This is a genomic window from Rosenbergiella sp. YN46 (assembly GCF_036620675.1).
Lineage (GTDB): Bacteria > Pseudomonadota > Gammaproteobacteria > Enterobacterales > Enterobacteriaceae > Jejubacter.
In genome coordinates, this window is sequence record NZ_JAZHEE010000016.1 from 57,062 (window position 1) to 83,266 (window position 26,205).

26 protein-coding genes are annotated in these 26,205 nt (G+C 56.8%); 5 read left to right on the forward strand and 21 right to left on the reverse strand.

The features are described from left to right. Positions 1–38 precede the first annotated feature (38 nt). Positions 39–1,055 carry an alpha/beta hydrolase gene (locus V3W49_RS13065; protein ID WP_500146016.1) on the forward strand — a complete coding sequence of 339 codons (1,017 nt, stop codon included), beginning with the start codon at positions 39–41 and terminating at the stop codon, positions 1,053–1,055. 54 nt (positions 1,056–1,109) lie between these two features. Here V3W49_RS13065 and V3W49_RS13070 read toward each other — a convergent pair whose 3' ends face one another. The 10 genes from V3W49_RS13070 to ndk all read right to left on the reverse strand — a co-directional run bounded on the left by V3W49_RS13070 (position 1,110) and on the right by ndk (position 11,510). After that, positions 1,110–1,475, reverse strand: coding sequence for a hypothetical protein (locus V3W49_RS13070; protein ID WP_500146017.1), 366 nt, complete (start codon positions 1,473–1,475; stop codon positions 1,110–1,112). A gap of 41 nt (positions 1,476–1,516) precedes the next feature. Next, the gene (locus V3W49_RS13075) at positions 1,517–1,969 is read right to left on the reverse strand and encodes a YrhA family protein (protein ID WP_500146018.1); all 453 of its coding nucleotides are present in this window, start codon (positions 1,967–1,969) and stop codon (positions 1,517–1,519) included. A gap of 310 nt (positions 1,970–2,279) precedes the next feature. Beyond that, positions 2,280–3,746: a ribosome biogenesis GTPase Der gene (gene der / locus V3W49_RS13080; RefSeq protein ID WP_500146020.1), complete on the reverse strand. Its 1,467-nt coding sequence runs from the start codon at positions 3,744–3,746 to the stop codon at positions 2,280–2,282. Between the two features lie 122 nt (positions 3,747–3,868). Continuing rightward, positions 3,869–5,050 carry an outer membrane protein assembly factor BamB gene (bamB, locus tag V3W49_RS13085; protein WP_500146022.1) on the reverse strand — a complete coding sequence of 394 codons (1,182 nt, stop codon included), beginning with the start codon at positions 5,048–5,050 and terminating at the stop codon, positions 3,869–3,871. A gap of 10 nt (positions 5,051–5,060) precedes the next feature. After that, positions 5,061–5,681 (reverse strand): YfgM family protein, encoded by a 621-nt coding sequence (locus V3W49_RS13090; protein ID WP_500146024.1) that lies wholly within the window; start codon positions 5,679–5,681, stop codon positions 5,061–5,063. 36 nt (positions 5,682–5,717) lie between these two features. Beyond that, entirely contained in the window at positions 5,718–6,992 is a 1,275-nt protein-coding gene (gene hisS, locus V3W49_RS13095) for a histidine--tRNA ligase (RefSeq protein WP_500146026.1), read from the reverse strand. Positions 6,993–7,108: 116 nt separating this feature from the next. Beyond that, the gene (ispG, locus tag V3W49_RS13100; RefSeq protein ID WP_500146027.1) at positions 7,109–8,227 is read right to left on the reverse strand and encodes a flavodoxin-dependent (E)-4-hydroxy-3-methylbut-2-enyl-diphosphate synthase; all 1,119 of its coding nucleotides are present in this window, start codon (positions 8,225–8,227) and stop codon (positions 7,109–7,111) included. A gap of 40 nt (positions 8,228–8,267) precedes the next feature. Then, a complete protein-coding gene (rodZ, locus tag V3W49_RS13105; protein WP_500146029.1) occupies positions 8,268–9,317 on the reverse strand; it encodes a cytoskeleton protein RodZ in 1,050 nt (349 codons plus the stop codon). Between the two features lie 421 nt (positions 9,318–9,738). Then, positions 9,739–10,905, reverse strand: a complete 1,167-nt coding sequence (gene rlmN, locus V3W49_RS13110; RefSeq protein WP_500146031.1) for a dual-specificity RNA methyltransferase RlmN — start codon at positions 10,903–10,905, stop codon at positions 9,739–9,741. 173 nt (positions 10,906–11,078) lie between these two features. Then, positions 11,079–11,510 (reverse strand): nucleoside-diphosphate kinase, encoded by a 432-nt coding sequence (gene ndk, locus V3W49_RS13115; RefSeq protein ID WP_500146033.1) that lies wholly within the window; start codon positions 11,508–11,510, stop codon positions 11,079–11,081. Between the two features lie 542 nt (positions 11,511–12,052). On the opposite strand from ndk, the gene V3W49_RS13120 reads away from it, so the two are divergent. The 4 genes from V3W49_RS13120 to sseA all read left to right on the forward strand — a co-directional run bounded on the left by V3W49_RS13120 (position 12,053) and on the right by sseA (position 16,687). Then, a complete protein-coding gene (locus tag V3W49_RS13120) occupies positions 12,053–13,273 on the forward strand; it encodes a hypothetical protein (protein ID WP_500146034.1) in 1,221 nt (406 codons plus the stop codon). Between the two features lie 4 nt (positions 13,274–13,277). Beyond that, positions 13,278–14,522, forward strand: a complete 1,245-nt coding sequence (locus tag V3W49_RS13125; RefSeq protein WP_500146036.1) for a Zn-dependent hydrolase — start codon at positions 13,278–13,280, stop codon at positions 14,520–14,522. Continuing rightward, on the forward strand, positions 14,515–15,699 hold the full coding sequence (locus tag V3W49_RS13130) for an amidohydrolase (protein ID WP_500146038.1): 1,185 nt from the start codon (positions 14,515–14,517) through the stop codon (positions 15,697–15,699). The genes V3W49_RS13125 and V3W49_RS13130 overlap by 8 nt, the downstream gene beginning before the upstream one ends. Positions 15,700–15,838: 139 nt before the next feature. Next, positions 15,839–16,687: a 3-mercaptopyruvate sulfurtransferase gene (gene sseA / locus V3W49_RS13135; RefSeq protein WP_500146039.1), complete on the forward strand. Its 849-nt coding sequence runs from the start codon at positions 15,839–15,841 to the stop codon at positions 16,685–16,687. A 37-nt stretch (positions 16,688–16,724) separates the two neighbouring features. Here the strand turns inward: sseA and sseB are convergent, their stop codons facing one another. The 11 genes from sseB to trmJ form a co-directional block, all read right to left on the reverse strand. Further along, a complete protein-coding gene (sseB, locus tag V3W49_RS13140; protein WP_500146041.1) occupies positions 16,725–17,501 on the reverse strand; it encodes an enhanced serine sensitivity protein SseB in 777 nt (258 codons plus the stop codon). 650 nt (positions 17,502–18,151) lie between these two features. Continuing rightward, a complete protein-coding gene (gene pepB, locus V3W49_RS13145) occupies positions 18,152–19,438 on the reverse strand; it encodes an aminopeptidase PepB (RefSeq protein ID WP_500146043.1) in 1,287 nt (428 codons plus the stop codon). Between the two features lie 195 nt (positions 19,439–19,633). Next, positions 19,634–19,834: a Fe-S cluster assembly protein IscX gene (iscX, locus tag V3W49_RS13150; protein ID WP_154774551.1), complete on the reverse strand. Its 201-nt coding sequence runs from the start codon at positions 19,832–19,834 to the stop codon at positions 19,634–19,636. Between the two features lie 13 nt (positions 19,835–19,847). Next, positions 19,848–20,183, reverse strand: coding sequence for an ISC system 2Fe-2S type ferredoxin (gene fdx, locus V3W49_RS13155; RefSeq protein ID WP_500146044.1), 336 nt, complete (start codon positions 20,181–20,183; stop codon positions 19,848–19,850). Between the two features lies 1 nt (position 20,184). After that, a complete protein-coding gene (gene hscA, locus V3W49_RS13160; RefSeq protein ID WP_500146046.1) occupies positions 20,185–22,035 on the reverse strand; it encodes a Fe-S protein assembly chaperone HscA in 1,851 nt (616 codons plus the stop codon). Between the two features lie 15 nt (positions 22,036–22,050). Further along, positions 22,051–22,566, reverse strand: a complete 516-nt coding sequence (hscB, locus tag V3W49_RS13165) for a co-chaperone HscB (RefSeq protein WP_500146047.1) — start codon at positions 22,564–22,566, stop codon at positions 22,051–22,053. A 76-nt stretch (positions 22,567–22,642) separates the two neighbouring features. Further along, the gene (iscA, locus tag V3W49_RS13170) at positions 22,643–22,966 is read right to left on the reverse strand and encodes an iron-sulfur cluster assembly protein IscA (protein ID WP_500146048.1); all 324 of its coding nucleotides are present in this window, start codon (positions 22,964–22,966) and stop codon (positions 22,643–22,645) included. A gap of 19 nt (positions 22,967–22,985) precedes the next feature. Beyond that, complete coding sequence (iscU, locus tag V3W49_RS13175) at positions 22,986–23,372, reverse strand: Fe-S cluster assembly scaffold IscU (protein ID WP_138098907.1); 387 nt, start codon at positions 23,370–23,372, stop codon at positions 22,986–22,988. A gap of 28 nt (positions 23,373–23,400) precedes the next feature. Continuing rightward, entirely contained in the window at positions 23,401–24,615 is a 1,215-nt protein-coding gene (gene iscS / locus V3W49_RS13180; RefSeq protein ID WP_500146049.1) for a cysteine desulfurase, read from the reverse strand. Between the two features lie 113 nt (positions 24,616–24,728). Beyond that, the gene (gene iscR, locus V3W49_RS13185; protein WP_500146051.1) at positions 24,729–25,217 is read right to left on the reverse strand and encodes a Fe-S cluster assembly transcriptional regulator IscR; all 489 of its coding nucleotides are present in this window, start codon (positions 25,215–25,217) and stop codon (positions 24,729–24,731) included. Between the two features lie 126 nt (positions 25,218–25,343). Next, a complete protein-coding gene (trmJ, locus tag V3W49_RS13190; RefSeq protein ID WP_500146052.1) occupies positions 25,344–26,090 on the reverse strand; it encodes a tRNA (cytosine(32)/uridine(32)-2'-O)-methyltransferase TrmJ in 747 nt (248 codons plus the stop codon). Positions 26,091–26,205: the final 115 nt, after the last annotated feature.

Sequence of the window (26,205 nt, forward strand, 5' to 3'; positions counted from 1 at the left end):
CTCTTCGCGACCCCGTCGAAAATAAAAGGAAGGTGAATATGCCTGACAGCCCCAGGACGAAAAAACAGGGCGTTCGAATAGATGAGCGCTGGATCCCGGTTCCTGTCTCGATCAGCGCAGAAGCCCGGAACATGCTGCAAGCCGCCGTACGGCAGGATGGTATCCCGCTCAATGCGCTCCATCCCCTGCCCGCTCCGGAAGATAGCGACGGCTGGCGGCGCATGCAGGAAGCCGCAGATGAGCGCTACGCACAAGCCGTAAAAGGACTGGCTGGTGAGACGACTGCAAAGATCGAGACCCGGAGCTTTGGCCCTGCGACGGTACATGCCGCAATGCCGCACGCCTTGCGCCATGAAGGCTGTGTCTGCATCGATCTGCACGGCGGAGCGCTGGTGCTCGGGGGCGGAGAAGCCTGCCGCCAAAGCGCGCGAATGCAGGCGGATCGAAACGGTATGCTGTGCTTCGGCGTTGACTACCGGATGCCACCGGATCACCCCTGGCCAGCCGCGCTGGACGACTGTATGGCGGCTTACCAACATGCCATCGAAATCTACGGCGCCGAACGTGTCATACTTAGCGGACGCTCGGCGGGCGGCAATCTTGCCATGGCGACGCTGCTGCGAGCACGGGATGAAGGGCTCCCTTTGCCTGCCGCCGTCGTGCTGCTCTCGCCGGAAGTCGATCTCACGGAATCCGGCGACAGTTTCCAAACAAACAGAACCATCGATGTCGTCCTGCCGAATTCTCTGATGCCGTGCAATCTGCTCTATGCGGGCGGCGCGGATCTGAGGCACCCCTATGTCTCGCCGCTCTTTGGCGAGATGACATCCGACCTGCCACCGGTCTTCCTGCAAAGCGGCACCCGCGATCTTTTCCTTTCCAGTACGGTACGCCTTCACCGCAAGCTGCGCCGCGCAGGCGTTACGGCGGAGCTCCACGTTTTCGAAGCGATGCCTCACGGCGGCTTTGGTGGCTCCACCCCCGAGGATCTCGAACTTGCCGGGGAAATTGCCCGTTTTGTTACGCAGCATTTGCCGCAGGGCCAAAGTGAGTAACAGGGGATAATAAAAACTGCGCCCCGGCGGTTGGAGCTCAGCCGCCGGGGAAGGCTAAGGGATTTTTATCTCCCAGTCGGTGCTGTCATAAATACCGATGAAGGCAATAACCCCCTCTCCGGAGCCACCATCAAGCGATTCATAATCCACTGGCCTGCTCACGGCGGCAAGTACACATGACTTTACATCAGACAGTTCGCTGGCAAATCGGGTCAGACTATCCCAGCTAAAAGCAACCCCATACTCTTCGGAAATCACCAGATCTTCAAAATCGGGCATTGCCATGCCCTGCGGAGCTACGCCCGTGCCCTCAAACTCAAACATCCTCCAGTCCCAGCTATTCTCAGGGACTTTATTTAATAGCTCTGTTAGCGTTACTTTTGCGCCATACGCATCCTGAAGCTCTCCGTTCAGAACCATTGATAACCCCCCAGGCACCTGCCCCATTCGAGTATGTTCACTTAAACTTCAGTCAGCATATCGACCTGAGTTTGAACAAGCTGAGCCAGGCTATCACATGATTCCCACACATTATCTGTACCGATACGATCGCATGACGCCCACTTTCCGGTAAGGGTATCGTAGTAAAGGATATCGGTATTATTCTCCCCTACGACTATCCGTCCCTGCATGGCTTTTGTTTCAAGGCCCGGCGTATTTAACGCATTATTGAACTCAATCAGACCTGGCTCTCCATCCACGCTGATACCGTAGAAAGTGTGCCCATCAGCAAATAACCCATTACTGATTCGTAATAACGCCTCGTACTGGCACCAAAAATCTGGCTGTTCCGGAGCGATACCGCGCCCAAAGCTACAGGACTTTATTTTGCCTGACCACGGAGGACTGACCTCATATCCCATGCTCGCGCTGAGGTCATTAAATGTGTGTACAGCTTTTTCTATCTCTGTCATAAGCACCTCACGGGTAAATCACTCCTCGGGGTAGCACCGGCATAAGGGCGGTTCCAGATTATCCCGCGACAGATAGAAGAGATTTAATCCCGGAAGGCTGAAACGCATTCCCGTGTCCCTTTGGCTTACATGAGCGCTACCTTATCTCTCCCTCTCCTGGCATGTCATCCTGATATTTAGCCAGTTGTGGTTTAACGTCTGCTCTTACCCTGAGCTTATCCTTGCGCATAGCGCGTTCCTGACACACAAAAAAGCCCGCGCAATGCGGGCCTGATGGTTTTGATGCGTCTTAGTGAATCTCGCTGATTCGCTATTTGCCTTTCTTAATGTGCTTAATCAGACGCTTACGCTTACGCAACTGATTCGGGGTCAGGGTGTTACGCTTTCCTGCAAAGGGGTTATCCCCTTCCTTAAACTGAATGCGGATCGGCGTGCCCATTACATTCAGGGAGCGGCGGAAGTAGTTCATCAGGTAGCGTTTATAGGAGTCCGGCAGATCCTTTACCTGATTACCGTGAATCACCACGATAGGCGGGTTGTAGCCGCCAGCGTGGGCGTACTTCAGCTTCACGCGGCGTCCGCGAACCAGCGGCGGCTGGTGATCGTCGGCCGCCATATTCATGATGCGGGTCAGCATTGCCGTGCCAACGCGGCGCGTGGCGCTGTCGTAAGCCTCGTGCACCGATTCAAACAGGTTGCCTACGCCGCTGCCGTGCAGGGCGGAAATAAAATGCACCCGCGCAAAGTCGATAAAGCCCAGGCGGTAGTCCAGCGTCTCTTTGACCTGCTCTTTCACTTCCTGGCTCAGGCCATCCCACTTGTTAACAGCGATAACCAGCGAACGACCGCTGTTCAGAATAAAGCCCAGCAGGGAAAGATCCTGATCCGAAATCCCTTCCCTGGCGTCAATCACCAGCAACACCACGTTGGCATCTTCAATCGCCTGCAGGGTTTTGATAACCGAGAATTTCTCAACCGTCTCGGTCACTTTGCCGCGCTTACGTACCCCGGCGGTGTCAATAAGCACATACTCACGTCCGTCACGCTCCATCGGAATATAGATACTGTCACGGGTCGTACCCGGCATATCGAACACCACCACCCGGTCTTCGCCGAGGATACGGTTAGTCAGTGTGGACTTACCAACATTGGGACGCCCGACGATAGCCATTTTGATCGGCAGATCCTGAGGATTAAACGCTTCTTCCTCTTCCTGCGCCTGCTCGTCAAACTCATCGAATGGCGGAAACTCATCGTCATCGGTCATCTCTTCAGGAGAGACCTCTGCCATCCACGGCAGTAGCACTCGCTCCAGCAGGCTGGTAACGCCGCGTCCGTGGGAAGCGGCAATCGGAGTGATATCGCCCAGGCCCAACGCGTAAAACTCGCCAATCGCCTGATCGGGGTCCAGGCCATCGGTCTTGTTGGCGACCAGGAAAGTCGGCTTCTGACGGGTACGCAGGTGACGGGCAATACCTTCGTCCGCCGGCATCAGTCCGGCCCGGGCATCCACCATAAACAGCACGACGTCCGCTTCTTCAATCGCCAGCAGCGACTGCTCCGCCATATGGGTTTCCACCCCTTCTTCGGTGCCGTCGATACCGCCGGTGTCGATGCAGATAAACTCGCGCCCTTCCACCTCCGCGCGACCATACTTACGGTCGCGGGTCAGCCCCGGGAAATCCGCAACCAGCGCATCACGGGTGCGGGTTAAACGGTTGAACAGGGTAGATTTTCCGACATTCGGGCGCCCGACCAGCGCGACCACAGGTACCATTATCTAAAGCCTCATTACTAAAAAACTGACTATCCACGATGCCGGCACGGCACCGCTTCAGTAAACAATAAAACGGCCCCTGGGAAGATACAGGAGCCGTTTCCTTTCTACGCTTGAATATATTAGCGGGTAATAGCGTAGAGTGTACCGTCTTTCGCCTGAATAAACAGCTTACCACCATCCACAACCGGCTCGGTCTGGAAGCCGGAGCTGTCTACTTTCTGCTGAGCAGAGAACAGACCGCTGGTAGTATCGATCCAGTGCAGGTAGCCTTCGCTGTCGCCCACCACCAGATAGCCGTTAAACAGCACCGGCGTCGTCAGGTTACGGTGCAGCAGGTCGCTCTGAGTCCAGAGCGTCACGCCGCCGTCAGTGGTCAGCGCCAGTACGCGGTCATTCTGATCCACCATAAAGATACGGTTGCCCTCGACGATAAAGTCGTTAACCGAGCCCAGCTCACGCTTCCACATGATCTGGCCGGAACGCAGATCCAGCGCCGTCAGGTTGCCGTTATAGGCCAGTGCGTAAACCACGCCATTGACGATAACCGGGGTGGTATCCACGTCGCCCAGACGATCGATTTCGGTGGCACCGGTTGCCTGCGAGATACGCTGCTGCCAAATCATCTGGCCCTGCTCAAGCATTACAGCGCTAACGCGACCGTTATCGCCGCCGACAATAGCAGCGCCAAAGGCCGTTGCCGGCGCAGATTCGCCGCGCAGCGACAGGGTCGGCATATCCAGGTTAACCGTCCAGCGCGATGCACCATCGCTTTCATTCAGCGCCTGCAGCATGCCGTTGCTGGTATGAATCAGCACCAGTCCGTCGCTAACCACCGGGCGGGAAAGCGCTTCGCCAGAAACTTTGCTCTGCCACGCCACGCTGCCGTCTGCGGCATTCAGGGCATAAACCACCGCTTTTTCGCTGGAAACATAGATATGAGTCCCGGCGATGGTGACGCCGCCGGACAGCAGGGCCGAACGGTTACGCGAGAAGAAACCGGTCTTTTCAGACAGGTCGATGGACCATACTTCGCTACCGTCATCAGCATTCACCGCCTTTACGATACCGTGACGATCCGCTGCATAGACAACGCCATCCCGGGAAGCCGGATGCAGATTGGAATAGAAATCGCCGATGCCGTTTCCAACGGAAGTGCTCCACGCCTCGCCGGGCGAAAACTGGTTAGTCACTTCCGGCAACGGAGACATTTTCACCACATCTTCTTCGCTGCTGAACAGCGAACAGCCGCTGAGCAGGGTTAAAGACAGCAATCCTGGCACAAGTAAGTTACGCAATTGCATCGGGTCCCTCTTAGCTGGACAAGTTGTTTATTTTCATTTGCATCGTTTCGCGCAGCGCCGGAGAAGCCTCGCTGGCGACGCCTTTGCTCCAGGCTTCGCGCGCGCCCTGCTTATCACCCTTGCTGAGCAGCGCATCGCCGCGCAGATCGGCCACAATCGCAGACCAGCCTTCTCCCTTAATCGTATCCAGCGACTTCAGTGCGGCATCCGCCTGCTTTTGCTGGATCTGCACCCGCGCCAGGCGCAGGTTGATCAGCGCCTGCAGATTAGCATCGCTGGTCGCAGAAAGCCCCTGCTGCAACTGAGCCGCCGCTTTCGGTAACTGGTTGTCCTGGGCATATTTCTGCGCCAGGTTCAGCGCAGCCAGCGCGCCGTAGACGTTTTTATTATCCGCCACAAACTTACCGACGGCATCCAGCGTATCAGGCTTGCCTGCCTGAGCGCCGGCGATTGCGCGTTCATAAGCCTGTGAAGCGCCCATGGCGGATTCCGTCTGGTGGTTGCTCCAGAAGCGCCAACCGATCAAAGCGCCAATGCCAATCACCACGCCGACCGCCAACGCCTTGCCGTTATTGGCAAAAAAGCGTTTTACCGCGTCGACCTGGTCGTGTTCGTTCTCGTAAATTTCCACGCAGTCCTTACTCCTTCACGCCTGATTGCCGGGGGATTACCCCAGCAACGCCTGCACATGGGCGGCCACTTCGCTCTGCGGTACGGTCTGCTGCTCGCCGGAGCGCAGATCCTTCACCACCACATTGCCGTTGGCAACCTCGTCCTCACCCAGCACCAGCGCCACGCTGGCGCCCCACTTGTCGGCACGGGCGAACTGTTTCTTAAAGTTACCGCCGCCGTAGTTGGTCATCAGCCGACAGCCCGGAAGACGGTCACGCACCTGTTCCGCCAGCAGCATAGCCGGAATCTGGGTACCGCTTCCCGAAGAGACCAGATAAATATCGACAACGGAATTCGCTTTAAATTCAGGATTAACCGCCTGAACCAGCAGCACCAGACGCTCCAGGCCCATCGCAAAACCGACGCCCGGCGCGCTTCGCCCGCCCAGTTGTTCCACCAGACCGTCGTAGCGACCGCCAGCGCATACCGTTCCCTGGGAGCCCAGGCTGGTGGTCACCCATTCAAAAACGGTACGGTTGTAGTAGTCAAGACCGCGTACCAGGCGCTGATTCACGGTATAGCTGATGCCTGCGGCGTCCAGGCTGGCGCACAATCCGGCGAAGTGCTCACGGGACTCGTCGTCCAGGTAGTCGCCCAGCTGCGGTGCATCATCAAGCAGCGCCTGAACCTGCGCATTTTTGGAATCCAGTACTCGCAGTGGATTGGTGTACATGCGACGCTGGCTGTCTTCGTCCAGCGCCTCTTTATGCTGCTCCAGGAAAGCGATCAGCGCTTCACGATAGCGGGCGCGCGCTTCGGTAGAGCCAATAGAGTTCAGCTCCAGGCTGACGTGCTGCTCAATGCCCAGCTCACGCCACCAGCGAGCGGTCAGCATAATCAATTCGGCATCGATATCCGGGCCCGCCAGCCCGAACGCTTCCGCGCCGATCTGGTGGAACTGACGATAGCGCCCTTTCTGGGGACGTTCGTGGCGGAACATTGGTCCGATATACCACAAGCGCTGTTCCTGATTGTACAGCAGACCATGCTCGATGCCGGCGCGAACGCAGCTCGCAGTGCCTTCGGGGCGCAGGGTCAGGCTATCGCCATTGCGATCCTCAAAGGTGTACATCTCTTTTTCAACCACGTCGGTTACTTCACCGATAGCGCGCTTGAATAACGGGGTCTGCTCTACAATCGGTGTGCGAATCTCGCTATAGCCGTAGCTGGCAAGCACCTGCTTCAGGATGCCTTCAATCCGCTGCCAGAGCGCGGTTTCCTCCGGCAGGTAATCGTTCATGCCGCGGATGGCTTGAATATTCTTTGCCACGTTAGTTCTCTGTTGTCTTATACAAAAAATGAACCCGGTTCGGACGACAGCGGTTGTTCGCGGACGCCTTTGCGGGTTCAATCATACACGGGAAGCGCGCCGCTTCCCAGTTTGCTTTATTTTTCCAGCTGATGAACGTCAATGCGCTTGCTTTCGTCCATCATCGCCGCCCGGGCGCGAATCTTCGCTTCCAGCTGATCGACCATATCGTCGTTGTCCAGACGATCGCGACGAGTGCCGTCTTCATAGAAGCCGCTCTTCTTGCTGCCTCCGGCCACGCCCAGAGTCGATACCAGCGCTTCACCCGGCCCATTGACCACACAGCCGATAATCGAAACATCCATCGGCGTGATGATATCTTCCAGCCGCTGCTCCAGGGCATTCACGGTGCCGATCACGTCGAATTCCTGACGCGAACAGGTCGGACAGGCAATGAAATTGATCCCACGGGCGCGGATCCGCAGCGACTTCAGAATATCGAAGCCGACTTTGATCTCTTCCACCGGATCCGCCGCCAGCGAAACGCGCAGCGTATCGCCGATCCCGTCGGCCAACAGCATCCCCAGGCCGATCGCGGACTTCACCGAACCGCTACGGGCGCCGCCTGCTTCGGTGATCCCCAGATGCAAAGGCTGGTCGATAGCCTTCGCCAGCAGGCGATAGGCCTCTACTGCCAGGAAGACGTCAGAAGCCTTTACGCTTACCTTAAACTGATCGAAATTCAGCTTGTCGAGATGATCCACATGGCGCATGGCCGATTCCAGCAGCGCCTGCGGAGTCGGTTCGCCATATTTTTCCTGCAGATCTTTTTCCAGCGAGCCGGCGTTAACCCCGATGCGGATCGGAATGTTTTTATCACGGGCGCAGTCCACCACCTGGCGAATACGCTCGTTATTACCGATATTGCCCGGGTTGATACGCAGGCAATCCACGCCGTATTCCGCCACTTTCAGGGCAATGCGGTAGTCGAAGTGAATATCAGCCACCAGCGGAATCTGTACCTGTTGCTTGATCTGCTTAAAGGCTTCCGCCGCATCCATGGTCGGCACGGAAACGCGCACGATATCGGCGCCAACGCGTTCCAGCGCTTTGATCTGGTTTACCGTCGCCGCCACATCGGTGGTACGGGTGTTAGTCATGGACTGCACGGCGATGGGCGCGCCATCGCCGATGGGGACATTTCCGACGTAGATGCGCGTCGACTTCCTGCGCCGGATAGGTGATTCGTGGTTCATGCTACTTCTCTGTCATGCAGGCTTCGAAACGGAACGCCGATTATTCGGCGTTCAGCGTGAAACGTGCAACCTGGTTAGTTCTGATAAAGCGGCTCAGATCGACGGGTTTACCCTGATACTGGATCTGAACGGCGGCCGGCGCGCCGATTTTCAGACGGTACGGCGGCTGACCGGTCAGGTTCAGGCTTCCGTCTTTGCGCTGCATCCCGCTGAACAGCTTCTTACCGGTGGCGTCCCTGACCTCCAGCCAGCAGTCAGCATTAAAATTCATCACGATGGCATTCGGGTCGACCGACGGCGTTACCCCTGCAGCATCGGTCGGCAGTTGGCCCTGACTGGCTGTCGTCGCATTCGGATCCTGGGTAGCGGCCGGCGCCTGCTGCTGGCTCGCGCTCTGGCCTACGTCGGCCTGGCTCGGCGCCACAACGGCATTATTATCCGCTGTGTTCGCTGGCTGCTGCGTAGCCTGAGGTGCGCTTTGTGGCTGGGTCTGGGGCGCCTGCTGCGCGGCGGCATCCGGCGCTGCCGGCGTGCTGTTTTGAACAGCAGCGCCGCTATTGCCGGTCTGCGCAGCGCTATCGTCAGCGCTGCCGGTATCCAGCGGCACTGACTGAGAGCCGTCATCACCTGACGTGGCGGCAGACTGATCCGCCATTGAGGTAATCTCTTCCTGCTGAGCTTTGTGGTTCTGCCACCACCAGGCACCGGTCAGCCCCACCACCACAAAAAGCACCAGCCAGGTAAAGCTCATTAACCAGCCATCGCGCTTCTTACGGCGTTTGCCCAGCGAAAAGCTCTGCATCGGCTGAACCTTAGAGGTTCTGAGCGGCGCCTGCTTTTCCATCATGGGCAGCAGTTCTTCTTCCGGAATATGCACCAGTCGCGCATAAGAGCGGATGTAGCCGCGCAGAAATGTAGAGGCCAGCTCTGCAGGCGATTTATCCTCTTCGATATCGCGAACGGTGGAGACTTTAAGACACAGTCTTTCAGCCACCGTCTGCTGGCTCAGTCCAAGTTGTTCACGCGCGCGACGAAGACGCTCGCCTGTGGTATGTGCTGCATTCTGTTCGTTAGTGGCTTCTGTATTCATTTAGCTACAACTGCTGGTACTGTTCGAATTAAGTAACTGGCGCCGACTGGAATTCCCCGTATTTCATTCAGGGCAACTATTGCGCTCTTCGCGCTAGTCCTGCGCCGCGAAAGATCTCTGCGCAGTCAGGCTGTGCCGCTGCGCTGTTTCACTCCCCGGACATCGTTCGCTCCCAGCGAAACCAGTCGTTTGCGCTAGCGTAAGTTAGCGCCGGGTTTCTTAACCATAGACAGCTTTTCTTTGCCTGTCTGGTGTCGGTACACAAAAGTTGTCCACTTTAATGCGGCTAAACTGTTGTTGTGCCGCTACATACTGCCTTAAAGCGTAAAAAAACGCACCGTAATTATCGCTTCGCGCCTAATAATCCTGGACGATGTCGCGAAAAGCAGAATTTTCGCCGCCCCGACGGGCGGCGAATTCATCAGACGCTTTTAACTTCGATGGCTTCACCCTGCATACGCAAACGCTGCGTACGCCGGGTACGGTCGATAACTTCGCCCGCCAGCTGACCGCAGGCGGCGTCGATATCATCGCCACGAGTTTTACGGACGATAGTGGTGAATCCATAGCCCATCAGCACCTTCGAGAAACGGTCGATACGGCTGTTGGAGCTTCGACCATAGGGCGCACCCGGGAAGGGATTCCAGGGAATCAGGTTAATTTTACACGGCGTATCCTTCAGACACTCCGCCAGCTGGTGCGCATGTTCGGTGCCATCGTTGATATGATCGAGCATAACGTACTCGATAGTCACGCGCCCCTGATTGGCGTTGGATTTTTCCAGATAGCGACGTACCGAGCTCAGAAAGGCTTCGATGTTATATTTTTTGTTGATGGGCATGATCTCGTTACGGATCTCATCGTTCGGGGCGTGCAGCGAAATCGCCAGCGCCACGTCGATCATATCGCCCAGCTTATCCAGCGCCGGCACCACGCCAGAAGTGGAGATGGTAACGCGCCGTTTGGAAAGGCCGAATCCGAAATCATCCAGCATAATTTCCATGGCCGGCACCACGTTGGTCAGGTTCAGCAACGGTTCGCCCATCCCCATCATCACCACGTTGGTAATGGGGCGCTGGCCGGTCACCTTAGCGGCGCCGATAATTTTCGCCGCGCGCCATACCTGACCGATGATTTCCGACACCCGCAGGTTACGGTTAAAGCCCTGCTGCGCGGTGGAGCAGAATTTACACTCCAGCGCACACCCTACCTGAGAAGAGACGCAGAGCGTGGCACGATCTTCTTCGGGTATATAGACGGTTTCGACACGCTGACCGGCGACCAGAATCGCCCATTTGATGGTACCGTCCGAAGAACGCTGCTCTTCCACCACCTCCGGCGCACGGATTTCCGCTACCGCCTTCAGGCGGCCGCGCAGCACCTTGTTGATATCGGTCATCTCATCGAAGTCGTCGCAGCAGTAGTGGTAAATCCACTTCATGACCTGGTCTGCGCGGAACGGTTTTTCGCCCATTGAGACAAAAAACTCGCGCATCTGCTGGCGAGTGAGATCCAACAGGTTAATCTTTTCGTTTTTAGCGGTATCGGCAGCGGAGGCAGCCGCGGGGGAGACAATTTGCTCTGACATAATTTTTTCCGGCCTTGTTATTACACGTTATGGCCCCTGGGGGTGATAAAAAGAAGCGCCCCGGGAAGCATTCAGCCTCCAGGGGCGCAGCATTGTACAAATTCTGTGGCGCAGATTCCACGACTGCAAGCGGGCCGTCTGGAAATAAAATGTAAACGCCGTTTACCGACCCCTTAGCGGGTACGGGCGCAGACTTCGCCTTCGCCGAAGAAGTACGCTATCTCGCGCGCTGCGGACTCTACGGAATCAGAACCGTGAGTGCCGTTTTCGGTGAAGCTGTCGGCGTAATCGGCGCGCAGGGTGCCGGCCAGCGCATCTGCCGGATTGGTGGCGCCCAGAATTTCGCGGTGACGGCGCACGGCGCTTTCACCTTCCAGTACTGAAACCACGATCGGGCCAGAGGTCATGAACTCGACCAGACCGTCGAAGAACGGCTTACCGTCGTGCTCAGCGTAAAAACCGCGCGCCTGCTCTACGGTCAGATGCAGCATTTTGGTACCCACAATTTTCAGTCCTGCCGTCTCAAAGCGCGCAAAGATGCTGCCAATTACGTTTTTCGCCACCGCATTGGGCTTGATGATGGAAAACGTACGTTCAATAGCCATGATAACCTCTGTATGATGTTTTTCTGTTTTACACCGGGTACCCGGTAGTACCTGGCGCAGGATTATAAAGAGCTATCACGATGTTGCCTACGGCCAAATACAACATTTTTTTAAAAACAAATAACATTCAGCAACATCCTGGCTGAAAAACCCCTTTCCTGCCGACGTTACGCCCACATCCCCCTATCCTTTACGCCAGTATCCCGAACTGAACGATACCGCCCTGAAGCTTTTCCCTGCATAAAATGCGGTTTACCTGGACACGGTCACGGCCCAAACCTTAGTGACCGGAATTCGCTATGATTTTATAAAAACGCTTTCCCATCCCTGAATAACCTCATTCAAACTACGGCAATTAATTACCAGAATAATGAAAATCGCCCGTATAAAACTCCAGTTACTTGCGCTAAATACAACACTATATTCTTATTTAGCGCCTAAGCCGGCTCCCTAAAAACAATGCGCCATCAACAACCGGGAATTTATCGTATTATACAAAACACACAATATCTCAATCGCATCAATAACAATGGATGTTGCTAATGAATCAGATGGTCGCACTCGTTATTATTATTGCAATACTTTATATCGGCGATATCATCTCTACGCGTACAAAAGCCTGGATACCGTCGGTTTTCGTCTGCGCAGTTCTCTTTCTGGTGGGGTACTGGAGTTTTTTTCCCGCGGATATCATTAGCCGGGCAGGAATAACCCCCGCCATTGCAGTAATGCTAATGTATTTGCTTATCACTAACATGGGAACGCTGCTATCCCTGCGCGAGTTAGCCAAACAGTGGAAAACGGTGGTGATTGCCCTTGCGGGTATCGCTGGCATCGCCATTGCCGTCTTTGCCGTTTGCATGTTGCTATTCGACATGAATACCGCGCTGGTGACCATTCCGCCGCTGGTTGGCGGCATTGTCTCTTCGTTAATTATGTCCAAAGGCGCTGGCGAAGCAGGCCTGGTCGATCTGTCTGTTTTCGCTATCCTGATTTACGTCATGCAGGGCTTCGCGGGTTATCCCCTTACCGCGATTATGCTACAACGGGAAGGCCGCCACGTACTGGAAAGGTATCGTCGCGGCGCGTGGGAATGCTCAGTCCGGGAGGTTTCGGATAATACGCAGACCACGACAATTGCAGGCGAAGAGGAAATGCCGCGTTTCTTTAGCGCTATTCCGGCCCGGTATAACACCAGCTATTTTAAATTTCTGCGTCTGGCCTTTGTCGGCTTTCTGGCATGGTGGGTTTCCGAACTCTGTGCCCCGCTGGTCAGCATCAGCCCCTTTGTCCTTTGCCTGTTATTTGGCGTTATATTTACCTCTTTTGGTTTTCTGGAACGCCAGACGCTTCAAAAAGCGAATGGCTTTGGTTTCGCGGTTATGGGGCTGATGCTGTTTATTTTCGACACCCTCAACAAAGCCACGCCAGAAATGCTGCTGCGCCTGATTTATCCCATGCTGATACTGATTGCTACTGCGGTGATCGGAATGTTTATTGTCTCATGGCTGGTTGGTAAATTACTTGGCGTTAATATGCCGATGGCCTTCGCGATTTCACTGACCGCCCTGTATGGATTTCCGGCGGACTATATTATTACCAACGAAGCCATTAATTCCCTGACCCGCGACGCAAAGGAGCGGGAAGTCCTGACCCAACATATGCTGGGCCCTATGCTGGTCGGAGGCTTTATATCCGTCACTATGGTTTCTGTTGTGCTGGCCGGTGTTCTGGTTAGCTATATTACCCCGATTACAGGATAAGACGATGAACGTAAGTAGTTCCCGTATTAAGCGGTTTCTTGATGAACTGGCCAGCTTTAACGCGACGCAAGGCCAGGGGATCACCCGCATGAGTTACGGCACTCAGGCCCATGATGCGCGTGCCTGGCTGCGCCGACAAATGGAGCTGGCAGGGCTACAGGTTCACGAAGATGCTATCGGCAACGTGATCGGCACGCTGCCAGGAGCCAGGGATTCGCTACCGTCAGTGATGATAGGCTCCCATTTTGATACGGTTCCCCATGGTGGCGCCTTCGATGGCGCCGCAGGGGTGGTAATGGCGCTGGAAATTGCCACGCTGTTCCATGAGCAGGGCCTGCATCCGTATTATCCGCTGGAGGTAGTCGCCCTGGTGGAAGAGGAAGGCGCCAGCTTTGGACGCGGCCTGCTGGCTTCTTCCGCCATGGCGGGTCATATAACTTCACAGATGCTGGAAAGCCTGCATGACAGCGCAGGCGTCAGCGCGGCCCAACGCATGTCGGAAGCGGGTTACGCCCCTCAGGAGGTATCCAGCGTCATCCGCACGCCGGAATCCCTTAAAGCCTTTATCGAATTACATATTGAGCAGGGGCCGGTACTGGAACAAACCGCCACCGATCTCGGTATTGTTGATGCTATCGTCGGCATGACCCAGCTCAGCGTGACGCTTACCGGAAAAGCGGGTCACGCAGGCACTACCCCCATGGACAAGCGCCAGGACGCGCTCCTTGCCGCCAGCCATATCATCAGCCAGGTGGGAGAATTCGCCCGCCAGGCCGGAGACGCCACCGTAGCGACCGTTGGAAAGCTTCAGGTCTATCCCAACGGCTCCAACGTCATCCCCCACCAGGTCGTATTTTCTGTCGACATCCGCTCGCGCGATGAACAAAAGCTGCGCCAGGTGATCGGCCAGACCCGGGAAGCCATCAGTCAGCAAGCGAACCATGGCATAACGGCGGAAATTGAGCAGCCGCTGTACGTCTCCCCAACGCCGATGGCGCCAGAAATTGTCCGCAATCTGAAGCAGCAGTGCGACAGGCTCGGCTACAGCCACAGAACCATGGTCAGCGGTGCCGGCCACGACGCCATGGTTTTCGCAGGCCTGACGCCAACCGCTTTGCTCTTTGTCCCCAGTCGGGATGGGCTCAGCCACCATCCCGACGAGTGGAGCGACGCAGAACAGATAGCAAAAGGCGTAGAGGTTATCTTCCACGCGGTTAAAACGATAACGGAGGCCAGAAGCCATGACTAACCCTGCCATTACGGCATTCATTAAAGCGCACCAGCAGCAGATGATCGATTTTCGCCGCGATCTGCACGCCCATCCGGAACTGCCATGGGAAGAGAAACGTACGACTCAGCAGGTCGCCAGCGCGCTGGACGAACTCGGCATCAGCTATCGACTCACGGCACCTACCGGTATTATCGCCGAAATTCAGGGCGCCAGCCCCGGAAAGACTGTAGGACTGCGCGCCGATATGGACGCGCTGCCCATACTGGAGCTCAATGATTCTCTGAGCTACAAATCCCACACGCCGGGTAAAATGCACGCCTGTGGTCACGATGCCCATACAGCGATGCTGCTCAGCGCCGCCGCGGCGCTACACAGCGTTCGCAGCCAGCTTCCCGGTAATGTGCGCCTTATCTTCCAGCCCGCGGAAGAAATCGCCGAAGGTGCCAGAGAGATGGTGCGCCAGGGGGCGATGGAAGGGGTAGATAATGTCTTTGGCATTCATATCTGGAGCCAGATTCCTTCCGGCCAGATCTCCTGTAAGGTCGGCTCCTCCTTCGCCTCTGCCGATCTGCTCAGAGTCTCGTTTAAAGGACGCGGCGGCCATGGTTCCATGCCGGAAGCCTGTATCGATGCTGCGGTGGTTGCCTCTTCGTTTGTCATGAATCTACAGGCCATCGTTTCCCGCGAAACCGCCGCGCAGGACTCCGCCGTCGTGACCATCGGCAAAATGGAGGTGGGAACACGCTTTAACGTGATCGCGGAAAACGCCGTGCTGGACGGCACCGTTCGCTGCTTTACCCTTGAAACTCGCGAACGTCTGAAAGCCGCCATCGAACGCTATGCCAACCATACCGCCGCCATCTACGGCGCCAGCGTTCAGGTGGAATACACCTACGGCACGCTGCCGGTGATTAACGAAGAACGCAGCGCGCTGTTGGCGCAATCGGTCGTCCGCGAGGCCTTTGGCGATACGGCGCTCATCACCGAGCGCCCCACAACCGGCGGTGAAGACTTCAGCTTCTATATGGAAAAGGCGCCGGGATGCTTCGCGCTGGTCGGCTGTGGCAATCCGCAGAAAGGTTCCGACTTCGCGCACCATCACGGCTGTTTTAATATCGATGAAGATGCCATGGTGAGCGGCGCGGAGCTTTATGCGCAATACGCCTGGCGCTATCTGCATCAGGATTCTTTCTGATAGCCCACGCGCTCCCGATACCTGGAGCGCGTTTTTCCATCAATTCTTGCACCATCTCGCGCAACGCCGTAAATACACTTGTCGGCCGGATAAAAAAAATCAACAATTTCGACACAAGTAACGGCGCGAGGATGCAACCATGTGTACTTCTCTTTTCGTGGCGAGCGACTGGCTCGCTGAACATATCAACGATCCGGAAATTTTGATTCTGGATGCCCGCATGGCGCCTCCGGGCCAGGAGCATCGGGACGTTCCCGGCGAATATCGCGCAGGCCATCTGCCCGGCGCCCTGTTTTTCGATATCGAAGCCTTGTCTGACCACGCCTCTTCCCTGCCGCATATGATGCCACGGCCAGAGGGTTTCGCCGTCGCCATGCGTGAGCTGGGGGTACACGACGATCGCCACCTGGTGGTCTATGATGAAGGCGATCTCTTCTCTGCGCCCCGCGCCTGGTGGATGTTAAAGAGCTTCGGAGCGCAAAAAGTGTCGATTCTGGCAGGAGGGCTCGCCGGCTGGCAGGCGGAGCGACGTCCGTTGCACAGCGGTGCCGTGGAGGCCGCTGAAGAGGGCGAGTTCAACGTGAAGTTCGACGCCAGTGTCGTTGCCAGACTCACTGATGTGCTGCTCGCCAGCCATGAAGGAAGCGCTCAGGTGGTAGATGCCCGCCCGGCGCCGCGTTTTAACGGCGAAGTGGACGAACCCCGTCCGGGCCTGAAGCGCGGCCATATTCCCGGCTCATTAAATATGCCCTGGGGATCGCTGGTGGAGCGGGGAGAGCTGAAAAGTCCTGAAGCACTGCGCACGCTGTTCGCACAGCAGGGGATCGATCCGCAACGCCCGACGATCGCCAGCTGCGGCTCCGGTGTAACCGCCGCCGTGGTGGTACTTGCCCTTACCGCGCTGGGCGCTCAGGACGTACGCCTGTATGACGGTGCCTGGAGTGAATGGGGCAGCCGCGACGATCTGCCTATCGAGCCCGGTGCCTGACGCGAGACGCCCCGGCCAGTCGGCCGGGGCGTCGCCTTTACAGTATACGGCTATCCTTAAAATCGCGCAGGAAGCTGCCCCAACGGCGTTCGTAGAAAGGCGCTAAATGGGCAATCATAAAGTGGCTAATCCCCCCCTGCCCTTCGGTCACCTGACAGATATCCACCGGCTCGTCTCCCGGCAGCGTATCCATCGCCACGCTGCCTGCCGCCCGGATAATTGCCTCAACATCCCCTTCAGCCTCAATGCCTATCAGCCATACCGGTTCGTCCTGGGCCTGCTCTTTCAGAGAACAGATAAACGCCCGCTTCACCGTTTTCATGCTCTTAAACAGCGTCGAGAGCGAATCGAGCATCATCTGCGGCGGCTGTGCCACTTCTGAAAGCAGTAACGCTTCGCCCCCTTCCAGCACCTGCTGCTGGCTGAGCGGATCCCCTTCCCGGCTCAGCAAATGGCGAATCTCCTGCGGGAAAAATTCTTTGCCGGTTTCAAGCCTGGCGTTCAGAAACAGCGTCTCGCCCAGGGTCATTTCAAATAGTACCCGGGCTGGCATCACCACAAAGGGCTGTTCATCCTGGACCGCCTGTTCAAGGGCCTGTAGCGAGGTAAAAAAGGGGATAACCGATGTGCCATCGGCTTTCTCCCAGTGGTGAAGGTCAACGGCGGAATCGGCGGAAACAGCGCCCTCTTCGGCAGCGCTTCCCGGTACCCAAACGCTGGACTCCAGCAGGGTGCGGAAAAAGGCCGGACGGTACGCCGGTTCGCTGGCGGCCTGCGCCAGCAGGGTTTCCAGTTGATTATTATTTTCTGACATAGATCTTCCGAATGATTTTCCTTTTCCCTCACCCCATCCCTCTCCCACAGGGAGAGGGGGCCGGTTGAGCCCATCCCTCTCGTCCAGAGAAAGGAGACTGGTTGAACCCATCCCTCTCGTCCAGAGAAAGGAGACTGGTTGAACCCATCCCGCTCGTCCAGAGAAAGGAGACTGGTTGACCCCATCTCTCTCGTCCAGAGAAAGGAGACTGGTTGAACCCATCTCTCTCGTCCAGAGAAAGGAGGCAGGTTGAACCCATCCCTCTCGTCCAGAGAAAGGAGACTGGTTGAACCCATCTCTCTTGTCCAGAGAAAGGAGACTGGTTGAACCCATCCCTCTCGTCCAGAGAAAGGAGGCAGGTTGAACCCATCCCGCTCGTCCAGAGAAAGGAGACTGGTTGAACCCATCCCTCTCGTTCAGAGAAAGGAGGCAGGTTGAACCCATCCCTCTCGTCCAGAGAAAAGAGACTGGTTGAACCCATCCCTCTCGTCCAGAGAAAGGAGACAGGTTGAACCCATCTCTCTCGTCCAGAGAAAGGAGACTGGTTGAACCCATCCCTCCCCTTCAGAGAAAAGCGGCTGGTTGAAGGAGTATGTGCCTCTTTATCCCCTCTCCCCTCCGGGGAGAGGGTCAGGGTGAGGGGCAAATTTTTACTCCACGGTCAGCAGATTCGCCAGGGTGCGCACACCAATGCCGGTGGCGCCCGCCGCCCACAGATCCACAGCCGCCTTGCGGTAGGTGGCCGAACAGTCGATATGCAGCCAGCCCTGCTGATACTCTTCAACAAAGTGAGACAGGAAACCCGCCGCGGTGCTGGCGCCCGCCGGACAGGCGGCAGTACCGGTATTGCTCATATCGGCAAAGTTCGACGGCAGTTGACTGCGATGCATTTCTGCCAGCGGCAGGCGCCAGAACGCTTCGTTTTCGGCCCGGGCGCTCGCCAGCAGGCGCTCGACCAGCGCATCGTCGAAGCTCAGCAGCGCGTGGTAATCATTACCCAGCGCCGTTTTGGCGGCGCCAGTCAGGGTAGCGCAGTCGATGATAAGCGCCGGTTTTTCACGGCTGGCGTCGATCAGCCCGTCCGCCAGCACCAGGCGACCCTCGGCATCGGTATTCATCACCTCGACCCGTTTACCGTTACGGTAACTGATGATATCGCCCAGCCTCATGGCGTTGCCGCTGATCATATTATCCGCGCAGCACAGGAAGAGCTTCACGCGACGCTTAAGGCCGCGAGCAATCGCGAAGGCCAGCGCCCCGGTAGCCAGCGCCGCACCGCCCATATCGGACTTCATTGAGTCCATAAATGCGCTGGGTTTAATGCTGTAGCCACCGGAATCAAAGGTGATTCCCTTGCCCACCAGGCAGGCATAGACCGGCGCTTCTTCATCGCCGGTTGGGTTGTAGTCCAGCGTCAACAGGGCTGACGTGCGCTCGGAACCGCGGCCGACGGTATGGATACCGGCATAGCCCTGCTCACGCAGGTCTTCGCCGCGAGTGATACGGTAGCTAATCTGCTCACCGCCCACGTCACTCAGCAGATCGACTGCCCGCTGGGTCAGTTGGGACGGCCCTAAATCTTCCGCCGGCAGGTTAATGGTATCGCGCACCCAGTCGATAATCTTGAGGCGATTTTCCAGCTCGTGCCGCTGAACTTCATCCAGTTCGGGCCACTCGACCCGGCGCTCCCCTTTTGGGCCGCGATAGCCCATCCAGAAGGCCCAGCTTTTCTCCAGATCCCAGCCTTCACCGGCCAGGCGCACGTATTTAAAGCCCTGCCCGTCAATTTTACGCGCAGCGCGCTGAATCAGAGTTAAATTGTCTTTACCATTCAGATGCAGGGTGATGCCATCATTACCGATGCTGAAGCTGGCTTTTTCGCCCCAGCGCGCGTCGGCCGGTTGTGTGGAAAGGGTGATATTCATAGCTTCACTCATCCTGAACTCCTTCTTTTTTTCGTTCTGGATCGAAACGGGCTGCCTTCTGGCAGCCCGTGAGATTCTTGACAACCTCCGGGTCGAACAAGTTCAGCCCGAATCAATTAATAAATCACGGAAAATCAATTCATTGATTTTCGAGCGATTATCATAAAGAGGGAAACACCACGTTTTTTCCCTCTTTACCCGTTATCGTTAATCCGCTTCGTCCAGCCAGACCAGCAGTATCGCCTCAAGAATCTTTTCATTCGAGGCCTGGGGGTCGTCGTCGAACTCCTCCAGATCGCAAATCCACTGATGTAAGTCGGTGAAACGCACGGTTTTCGGGTCGATGTCAGGGCGACTGTCGTACAGCGCCTCGCCAATCTCCCGGCTGTCGGTCCATTTTAGTCCCATCACTCTATCCCCGTTAGTGCTCGCGGGCATGGTTAATTGTGTAACGCGGAATTTCCACCACCAGATCTTCACCGGTGACCTTCGCCTGGCAGCCAAGGCGGCTTTCCGGCTCCAGCCCCCAGGCTTTATCCAGCATGTCGTCCTCTTCTTCGCTGCTTTCGTCCAGCGAATCAAAGCCTTCACGCACGATACAGTGGCAGGTCGTGCAGGCACAGGACTTTTCGCAGGCATGCTCAATCTCAATGCCGTTGCGCAACGCGGCATCAAGGATAGTTTCTCCAGCTTCTACTTCCACAACCGCACCATCCGGGCAGAGATCCTGATGGGGCAGAAAAACAATCTTTGGCATATTAAACCTCATCCACGGAGTGGCCCTTGAGCGCTTTACGAATGGAAAGATCCATCCGGCGCGCGGCAAACTCCTGGGTCTGTTTGTCTATCGTTTTAATGGCTTCTTTAATTGCATCGACATCGTCGCCGTCGGCGACGGTGCGCAAATGGGTCGCACTCTGTTGAATGGTCTGACGCTCCTGATCGCTCAGCAGTTCGCCATCGGCGGCCAGAGCGCCAGTAAGGCTTTCCAGTACCCGAGCCGCTTCCACCTTCTGCTCGGCCAGCATACGGGCCTGTACATCCTCGTCGGCATGGGTCATAGAGTCTTTAATCATATCGGCGATTTCGCTGTCGCTCAGACCATAGGACGGTTTCACCTGGATCGAGGCTTCCACGCCGGTGGATTTTTCCATCGCGGTGACGCTCAGCAGGCCGTCGGCATCCACCTGGAAGGTAACGCGGATATGGGCGCCGCCCGCCGGCATAGCCGGAATGCCGCGCAGCGAGAAGCGCGCCAGCGACCGGCAGTCCTGTACCAGTTCGCGTTCGCCCTGCAGCACGTGAATCGCCATGGCGGTCTGGCCATCTTTAAAGGTGGTGAACTCCTGGGCACGGGCCACCGGAATCGTGGTGTTGCGCGGAATCACTTTTTCCACCAGACCGCCCATGGTTTCCAGCCCCAGCGAGAGCGGAATGACATCCAGAAGCAGCATTTCGCTGTCCGGCTTGTTGCCCACCAGGATATCGGCCTGAATGGCCGCGCCGATGGCCACCACTTTATCCGGATCGATGGAAGTCAGAGGCTCGCGACCAAAAAATTCCCCCACCCGATCGCGTACCAGCGGCACCCGAGTGGAGCCGCCGACCATCACGACCTCCATCACCTCCTGCGCCTCGACGCCCGCATCTTTAAGGGCGCGACGGCAGGAAAGCAGCGTGCGCTTAACCAGCGGCGCAATCAGTTCATTAAGCTGCTCACGAGTAACGCTGCCGCGCCATCCGGCGATCTCGACCTCCGTGCTATCCGCCGTACTCAGCGCGATTTTGGCGGCGGTCGCGGCATCCAGTAGCTGACGCTGTAGCGTCGCATCCTGGCGATCGCTCACCCCGGCCTGCTCGCGCAGCCAGTCGGCCAGCAGATTATCGAAGTCATCGCCGCCCAGCGCGGAATCGCCACCGGTCGCCAGCACTTCAAAGACGCCGCGGCTCAGGCGCAGCACGGAAATATCGAAAGTGCCGCCCCCCAGGTCGTAGACCGCGATGATCCCCTCTTTGCCGGAATCCAGGCCGTAGGCGATAGCCGCGGCTGTGGGTTCGTTCAACAGGCGCAGAACGTGCAGCCCAGCCAGACGGGCCGCGTCTTTAGTTCCCTGGCGTTGGGCGTCGTCGAAATAAGCGGGAACGGTAATCACCACGCCGTCCAGTTCGCCCGCCAGCGTTTCGCGAGCGCGGTCGGCCAGGGCTTTCAGAATATCGGCGGAGACCCGCACCGGGTTAACCACCCCGGCGGCGGTATCGATCATCGGCAGGCCGTTTTCACTTGCATGCAGACGATAAGGAAGGTGGGGATAGCGGCTCTGAATATCCGCCAGCGAGCGCCCCATCAGACGTTTAACGGAGCTGATAGTATTGGCAGGATCCTGCGCGGCAATAGCGCGCGCCTGCAGACCAACGAGGTGGCCCTGTTGCTGGTAGTGCACCACAGAGGGCAGCAAATGACGACCATCACTCCCCGCCAGTGTTTCGGTTTGCCCGCTGCGCACGGTAGCTACCAGCGAGTTGGTAGTACCCAGATCGATGCCTGCCGCCAGCCTGCGCTGATGCGGCGCGCTACTCAGGCCGGGCTCACTAATTTGTAATAAGGCCATGTTTAGCTTCCAGAATTAAAAATCGAGCAGCTTCTCTTCGAGTTGTTCTGTTGTGCTCCGCAGTTTATCGAGAAAACGCAGCTTGCGCACGGTGTCAGCCGCCCGATCCCAGTCTTCGCTATCCAGCTCGCTGATCATCTGCTCGCTGCGCGTTTTAATCGTTGCATTCAGGCGAGCGATAAACGCCTCAAGCCGCGCTTCATCGCGGCCCTGTTCTATATCGTCCAGCTCTTCGCGCAGTTCCAGCTGTTCCATCAGAAACGCCGTATCGCGCACCGTCTGCTGCTCATTCGCCAGATCAAAACCGTGCAGCGACAGCATATATTCAGCGCGGGATAGCGGGTGACGCAGGGTCTGCCAGGCCTGGTTGATGGTGGCCGACTGGGTCACGGCCTGGAGCTGTTCGGCTTCAGAGCGGCTGGCGTAGTTATCCGGGTGGAACTTGCGCTGCAGCTCCTGATAGCGGGCAGCCAGGCTGGCGTTGTCGAGCGCAAAGCACACCGGCAGCCCAAAGAGGGTGAAGTAATCCATATCCGTTCCGGGTTAGCGAAGTAAAGCACTGCCCCACGCACCGGGAGGTGGCGGGGCAGTCAGAGGAGAGGCCGAATCAGACGTTGAAGCTTTCGCCGCAACCGCACTCATCCTTCACATTGGGGTTGGTAAACTTAAAGCCTTCGTTCAATCCTTCCTTCACGAAGTCAAGCTGCGTGCCGTCCAGAAAGCTCAGGCTTTTACCGTCGATCACCACCTTCACGCCTTTGTCTTCAAACACCACGTCATCTTCGGTGGGGCTATCGACGAACTCCAGCACGTAGGCCATGCCGGAACAGCCAGAAGTGCGCACGCCCAGGCGCAGCCCAAACCCTTTGCCGCGATTGGCAAGAAAAGTGTTTACGCGCGCGGCGGCGGTATCGCTAAGGGTAATCGACATATCACAACCTCAAAAAAAATTATTCTGCTTCACGTTTGCTTTTATAGTCTGCGATGGCCGCTTTAATAGCGTCTTCCGCAAGGATTGAGCAGTGAATTTTCACCGGCGGCAGTTCCAGCTCGTCCGCGATATCGGTGTTTTTAATCGCCTGGGCTTCATCCAGGGTTTTCCCTTTGACCCATTCGGTCACCAGAGAGCTGGAAGCGATAGCGGAACCGCAGCCGTAAGTTTTAAAGCGGGCATCTTCGATCACGCCTTCGCCGTTAACTTTAATCTGCAGCTTCATAACGTCGCCGCAGGCCGGCGCGCCGACCATACCGCTGCCCACGTTCTGGTCGCTGTTGTCGAAGGACCCGACGTTGCGCGGGTTCTCGTAGTGATCAATGACTTTTTCGCTGTATGCCATCTTAAATACTCCTTACGTCCGAAATCGATTAATGCGCAGCCCACTCGATGCTGTCCAGATCAACGCCCTGCTTAAACATTTCCCACAGCGGAGAAAGATCGCGCAGGCGACCGATGGATTTACGCACCAGGTCGATGGTGTAATCGATCTCTTCTTCGGTCGTGAAACGTCCCAGAGAGAAGCGAATGGAGCTGTGTGCCAGCTCGTCGTTCAGCCCCAGCGCGCGCAGCACATAGGAAGGCTCCAGGCTGGCGGACGTACAGGCGGAACCCGAAGAGACGGCCAGATCTTTCAGAGCCATAATCAGCGATTCGCCTTCAACATAGTTGAAGCTGACGTTCAGAATGTTCGGCGCGCCCTGTTCCAGGTCGCCGTTCAGGTAAACTTCTTCGATATCCTTCAGACCATCCCACAGGCGGGCGCGCAGGCCACGCAGACGGGCCATTTCGGTCTCCATCTCTTCTTTGGCGATGCGATAGGCTTCGCCCATGCCGACTATCTGGTGTACCGGAAGAGTACCGGAACGCATGCCGCGCTCGTGACCGCCACCGTGAATCTGCGCTTCGATGCGGATACGCGGTTTACGACGCACATACAGGCCGCCAATCCCTTTCGGGCCGTAGATTTTATGGCCGGAGAACGACATCAGATCTACTTTCAGCTGGCTCAGATCGACAGGCAGTTTGCCTACGCTCTGTGTGGCGTCAACGTGGAAGATAATACCGCGGGCGCGGCACATTTCGCCAATGGTCGCAATGTCCTGCACCACGCCGATTTCATTGTTCACGTGCATGATGGAAACCAGGATGGTGTCGTCACGCATCGCCGCTTCCAGATCTTTCAGATCGATAATGCCGTTGCCCTTCGGCGCCAGGTAGGTCACTTCAAAACCTTCGCGCTCCAGCTGGCGACAGGTGTCCAGCACCGCTTTATGCTCGGTCTTGCTGGTAATGATGTGCTTGCCTTTTTTCTGATAGAAGTTGGCTGCACCTTTCAGCGCCAGGTTATCAGATTCGGTTGCGCCAGAGGTGAAGACGATTTCACGCGGGTCGGCGCCTATCAGATCGGCTATCTGATTACGGGCGATATCGACCGCCTCTTCAGCCTGCCAGCCAAAACGGTGGGAGCGGGATGCCGGGTTACCGAAGGTTCCGTCCATCGTTAAGAATTGCATCATTTTTTCTGCGACGCGCGGATCCACCGGCGTAGTCGCAGAATAGTCGAGGTAAATCGGTAATTTCATTGCTCTTAAGCTCCGTACATCACTTCAATGCAAAGAACCAGGTCGGGCTGACGGGATGTACGGCCAGTCACTCGATGCGCCCCGCCCTGATTCTGAATATCGTTATTCTGGTACTAAGCGCGCAGTTTCAGATCGATAGCATCCTGTGCGCGGCTGGTGCGATGAGATTCGTTATGCTGGCGATCGGAAACATCCAGCACTTCCTGGTTGTTAACCAGTTCACCCAGCGTAATGTTGTTCAGGAAGCCGGTCAGGCGATCGCTCAGATCGCGCCACAGCGCGTGCGTCAGGCACTTATCGCCACCCTGACAGCCACCCTTGCCCTGGCAACGCGTCGCGTCGACGGATTCGTCAACGGCGCTGATCACTTCGCCCACCGCGATACTGCCGGCCTCTTTACCTAGCAGGTAACCGCCCCCCGGTCCACGCACGCTGGCCACCAGACCATTCTTACGCAGGCGGGAGAACAACTGCTCCAGGTATGAGAGCGAGATTCCCTGCCGCTCAGAAATGTCAGCCAACGGTACCGGGCCCGCTTCGGAGTTGAGTGCAACGTCCAGCATTGCGGTCACGGCATAGCGCCCTTTTGATGTCAGTCTCATGTCTTACTTAACCTCAAAAATGCCCCTCGACCCGGGGGATTACCATAGATATAGTTTTTACATAGCGGCACAAGTCTGACATTCCTGAGTAATTTGGTCAACTATTTACCCGGGTAAAACACTCAACTATTTCTGATTTTGCGACTTCCCTTTATTCACCTCTTCCACCGAAGAGAGAATCCCGCGCAGGATGTTCAGCTCCTGGCTTTCCGGGCGGGCTCGGGTAAACAGCCGGCGCAGCTTATTCATCACCTGGCCCGGATGGCTGGCGCGAATAAAGCCGGTTCCCAGCAGTACCTGTTCCAGGTGACCGTAAAAACGCTCCAGATCTTCCACCAGCGGATAAGGCGTTTCATCGTTCTGTTCCGGCGCAGCCTGCTCCGCTGCGGCCAGCGCCGCCATACGCACCTCGTAGGCAATAACCTGCACCGCCATCGCGAGGTTCAGGGAGCTGTATTCCGGATTCGCGGGAATGGCCACATGGTAGTGGCACTTCTGCAGTTCATCGTTGGTCAGACCGACGCGCTCACGGCCAAAGACCAGCGCTACCGGCGCGTGCTGCGCCTCTTCAACGCTTTTCACCCCGCATTCGCGGGGATCGAGCATTGGCCACGGAAGCGTCCGGGAACGGGCGCTGGTGCCCACTACCAGGCTACAGCCGCTCAGGGCTTCGTCCAGGCTATCGACGATGTGCGCATCGCCAATCACATCGCTGGCGCCAGCCGCCAGCGCAATCGCCTGGGAATCCGGCTTCACCAGTGGGTTGACCAGCCAGAGACTGGTGAGCCCCATCGTTTTCATCGCGCGGGCGACCGAGCCCATATTGCCGGTGTGAGAGGTCTCCACCAGCACGATTCGAATATTCTGCAGCATATGCCTCTGGACTATTTATCAGGTTTTGCGGCAGATCCTACCATAAAGCGAAGACATATTCCGAATCCTCTGCTATACTCCGGCCGTTTTCCCGTTCTTTAACATCCAGTGAGAG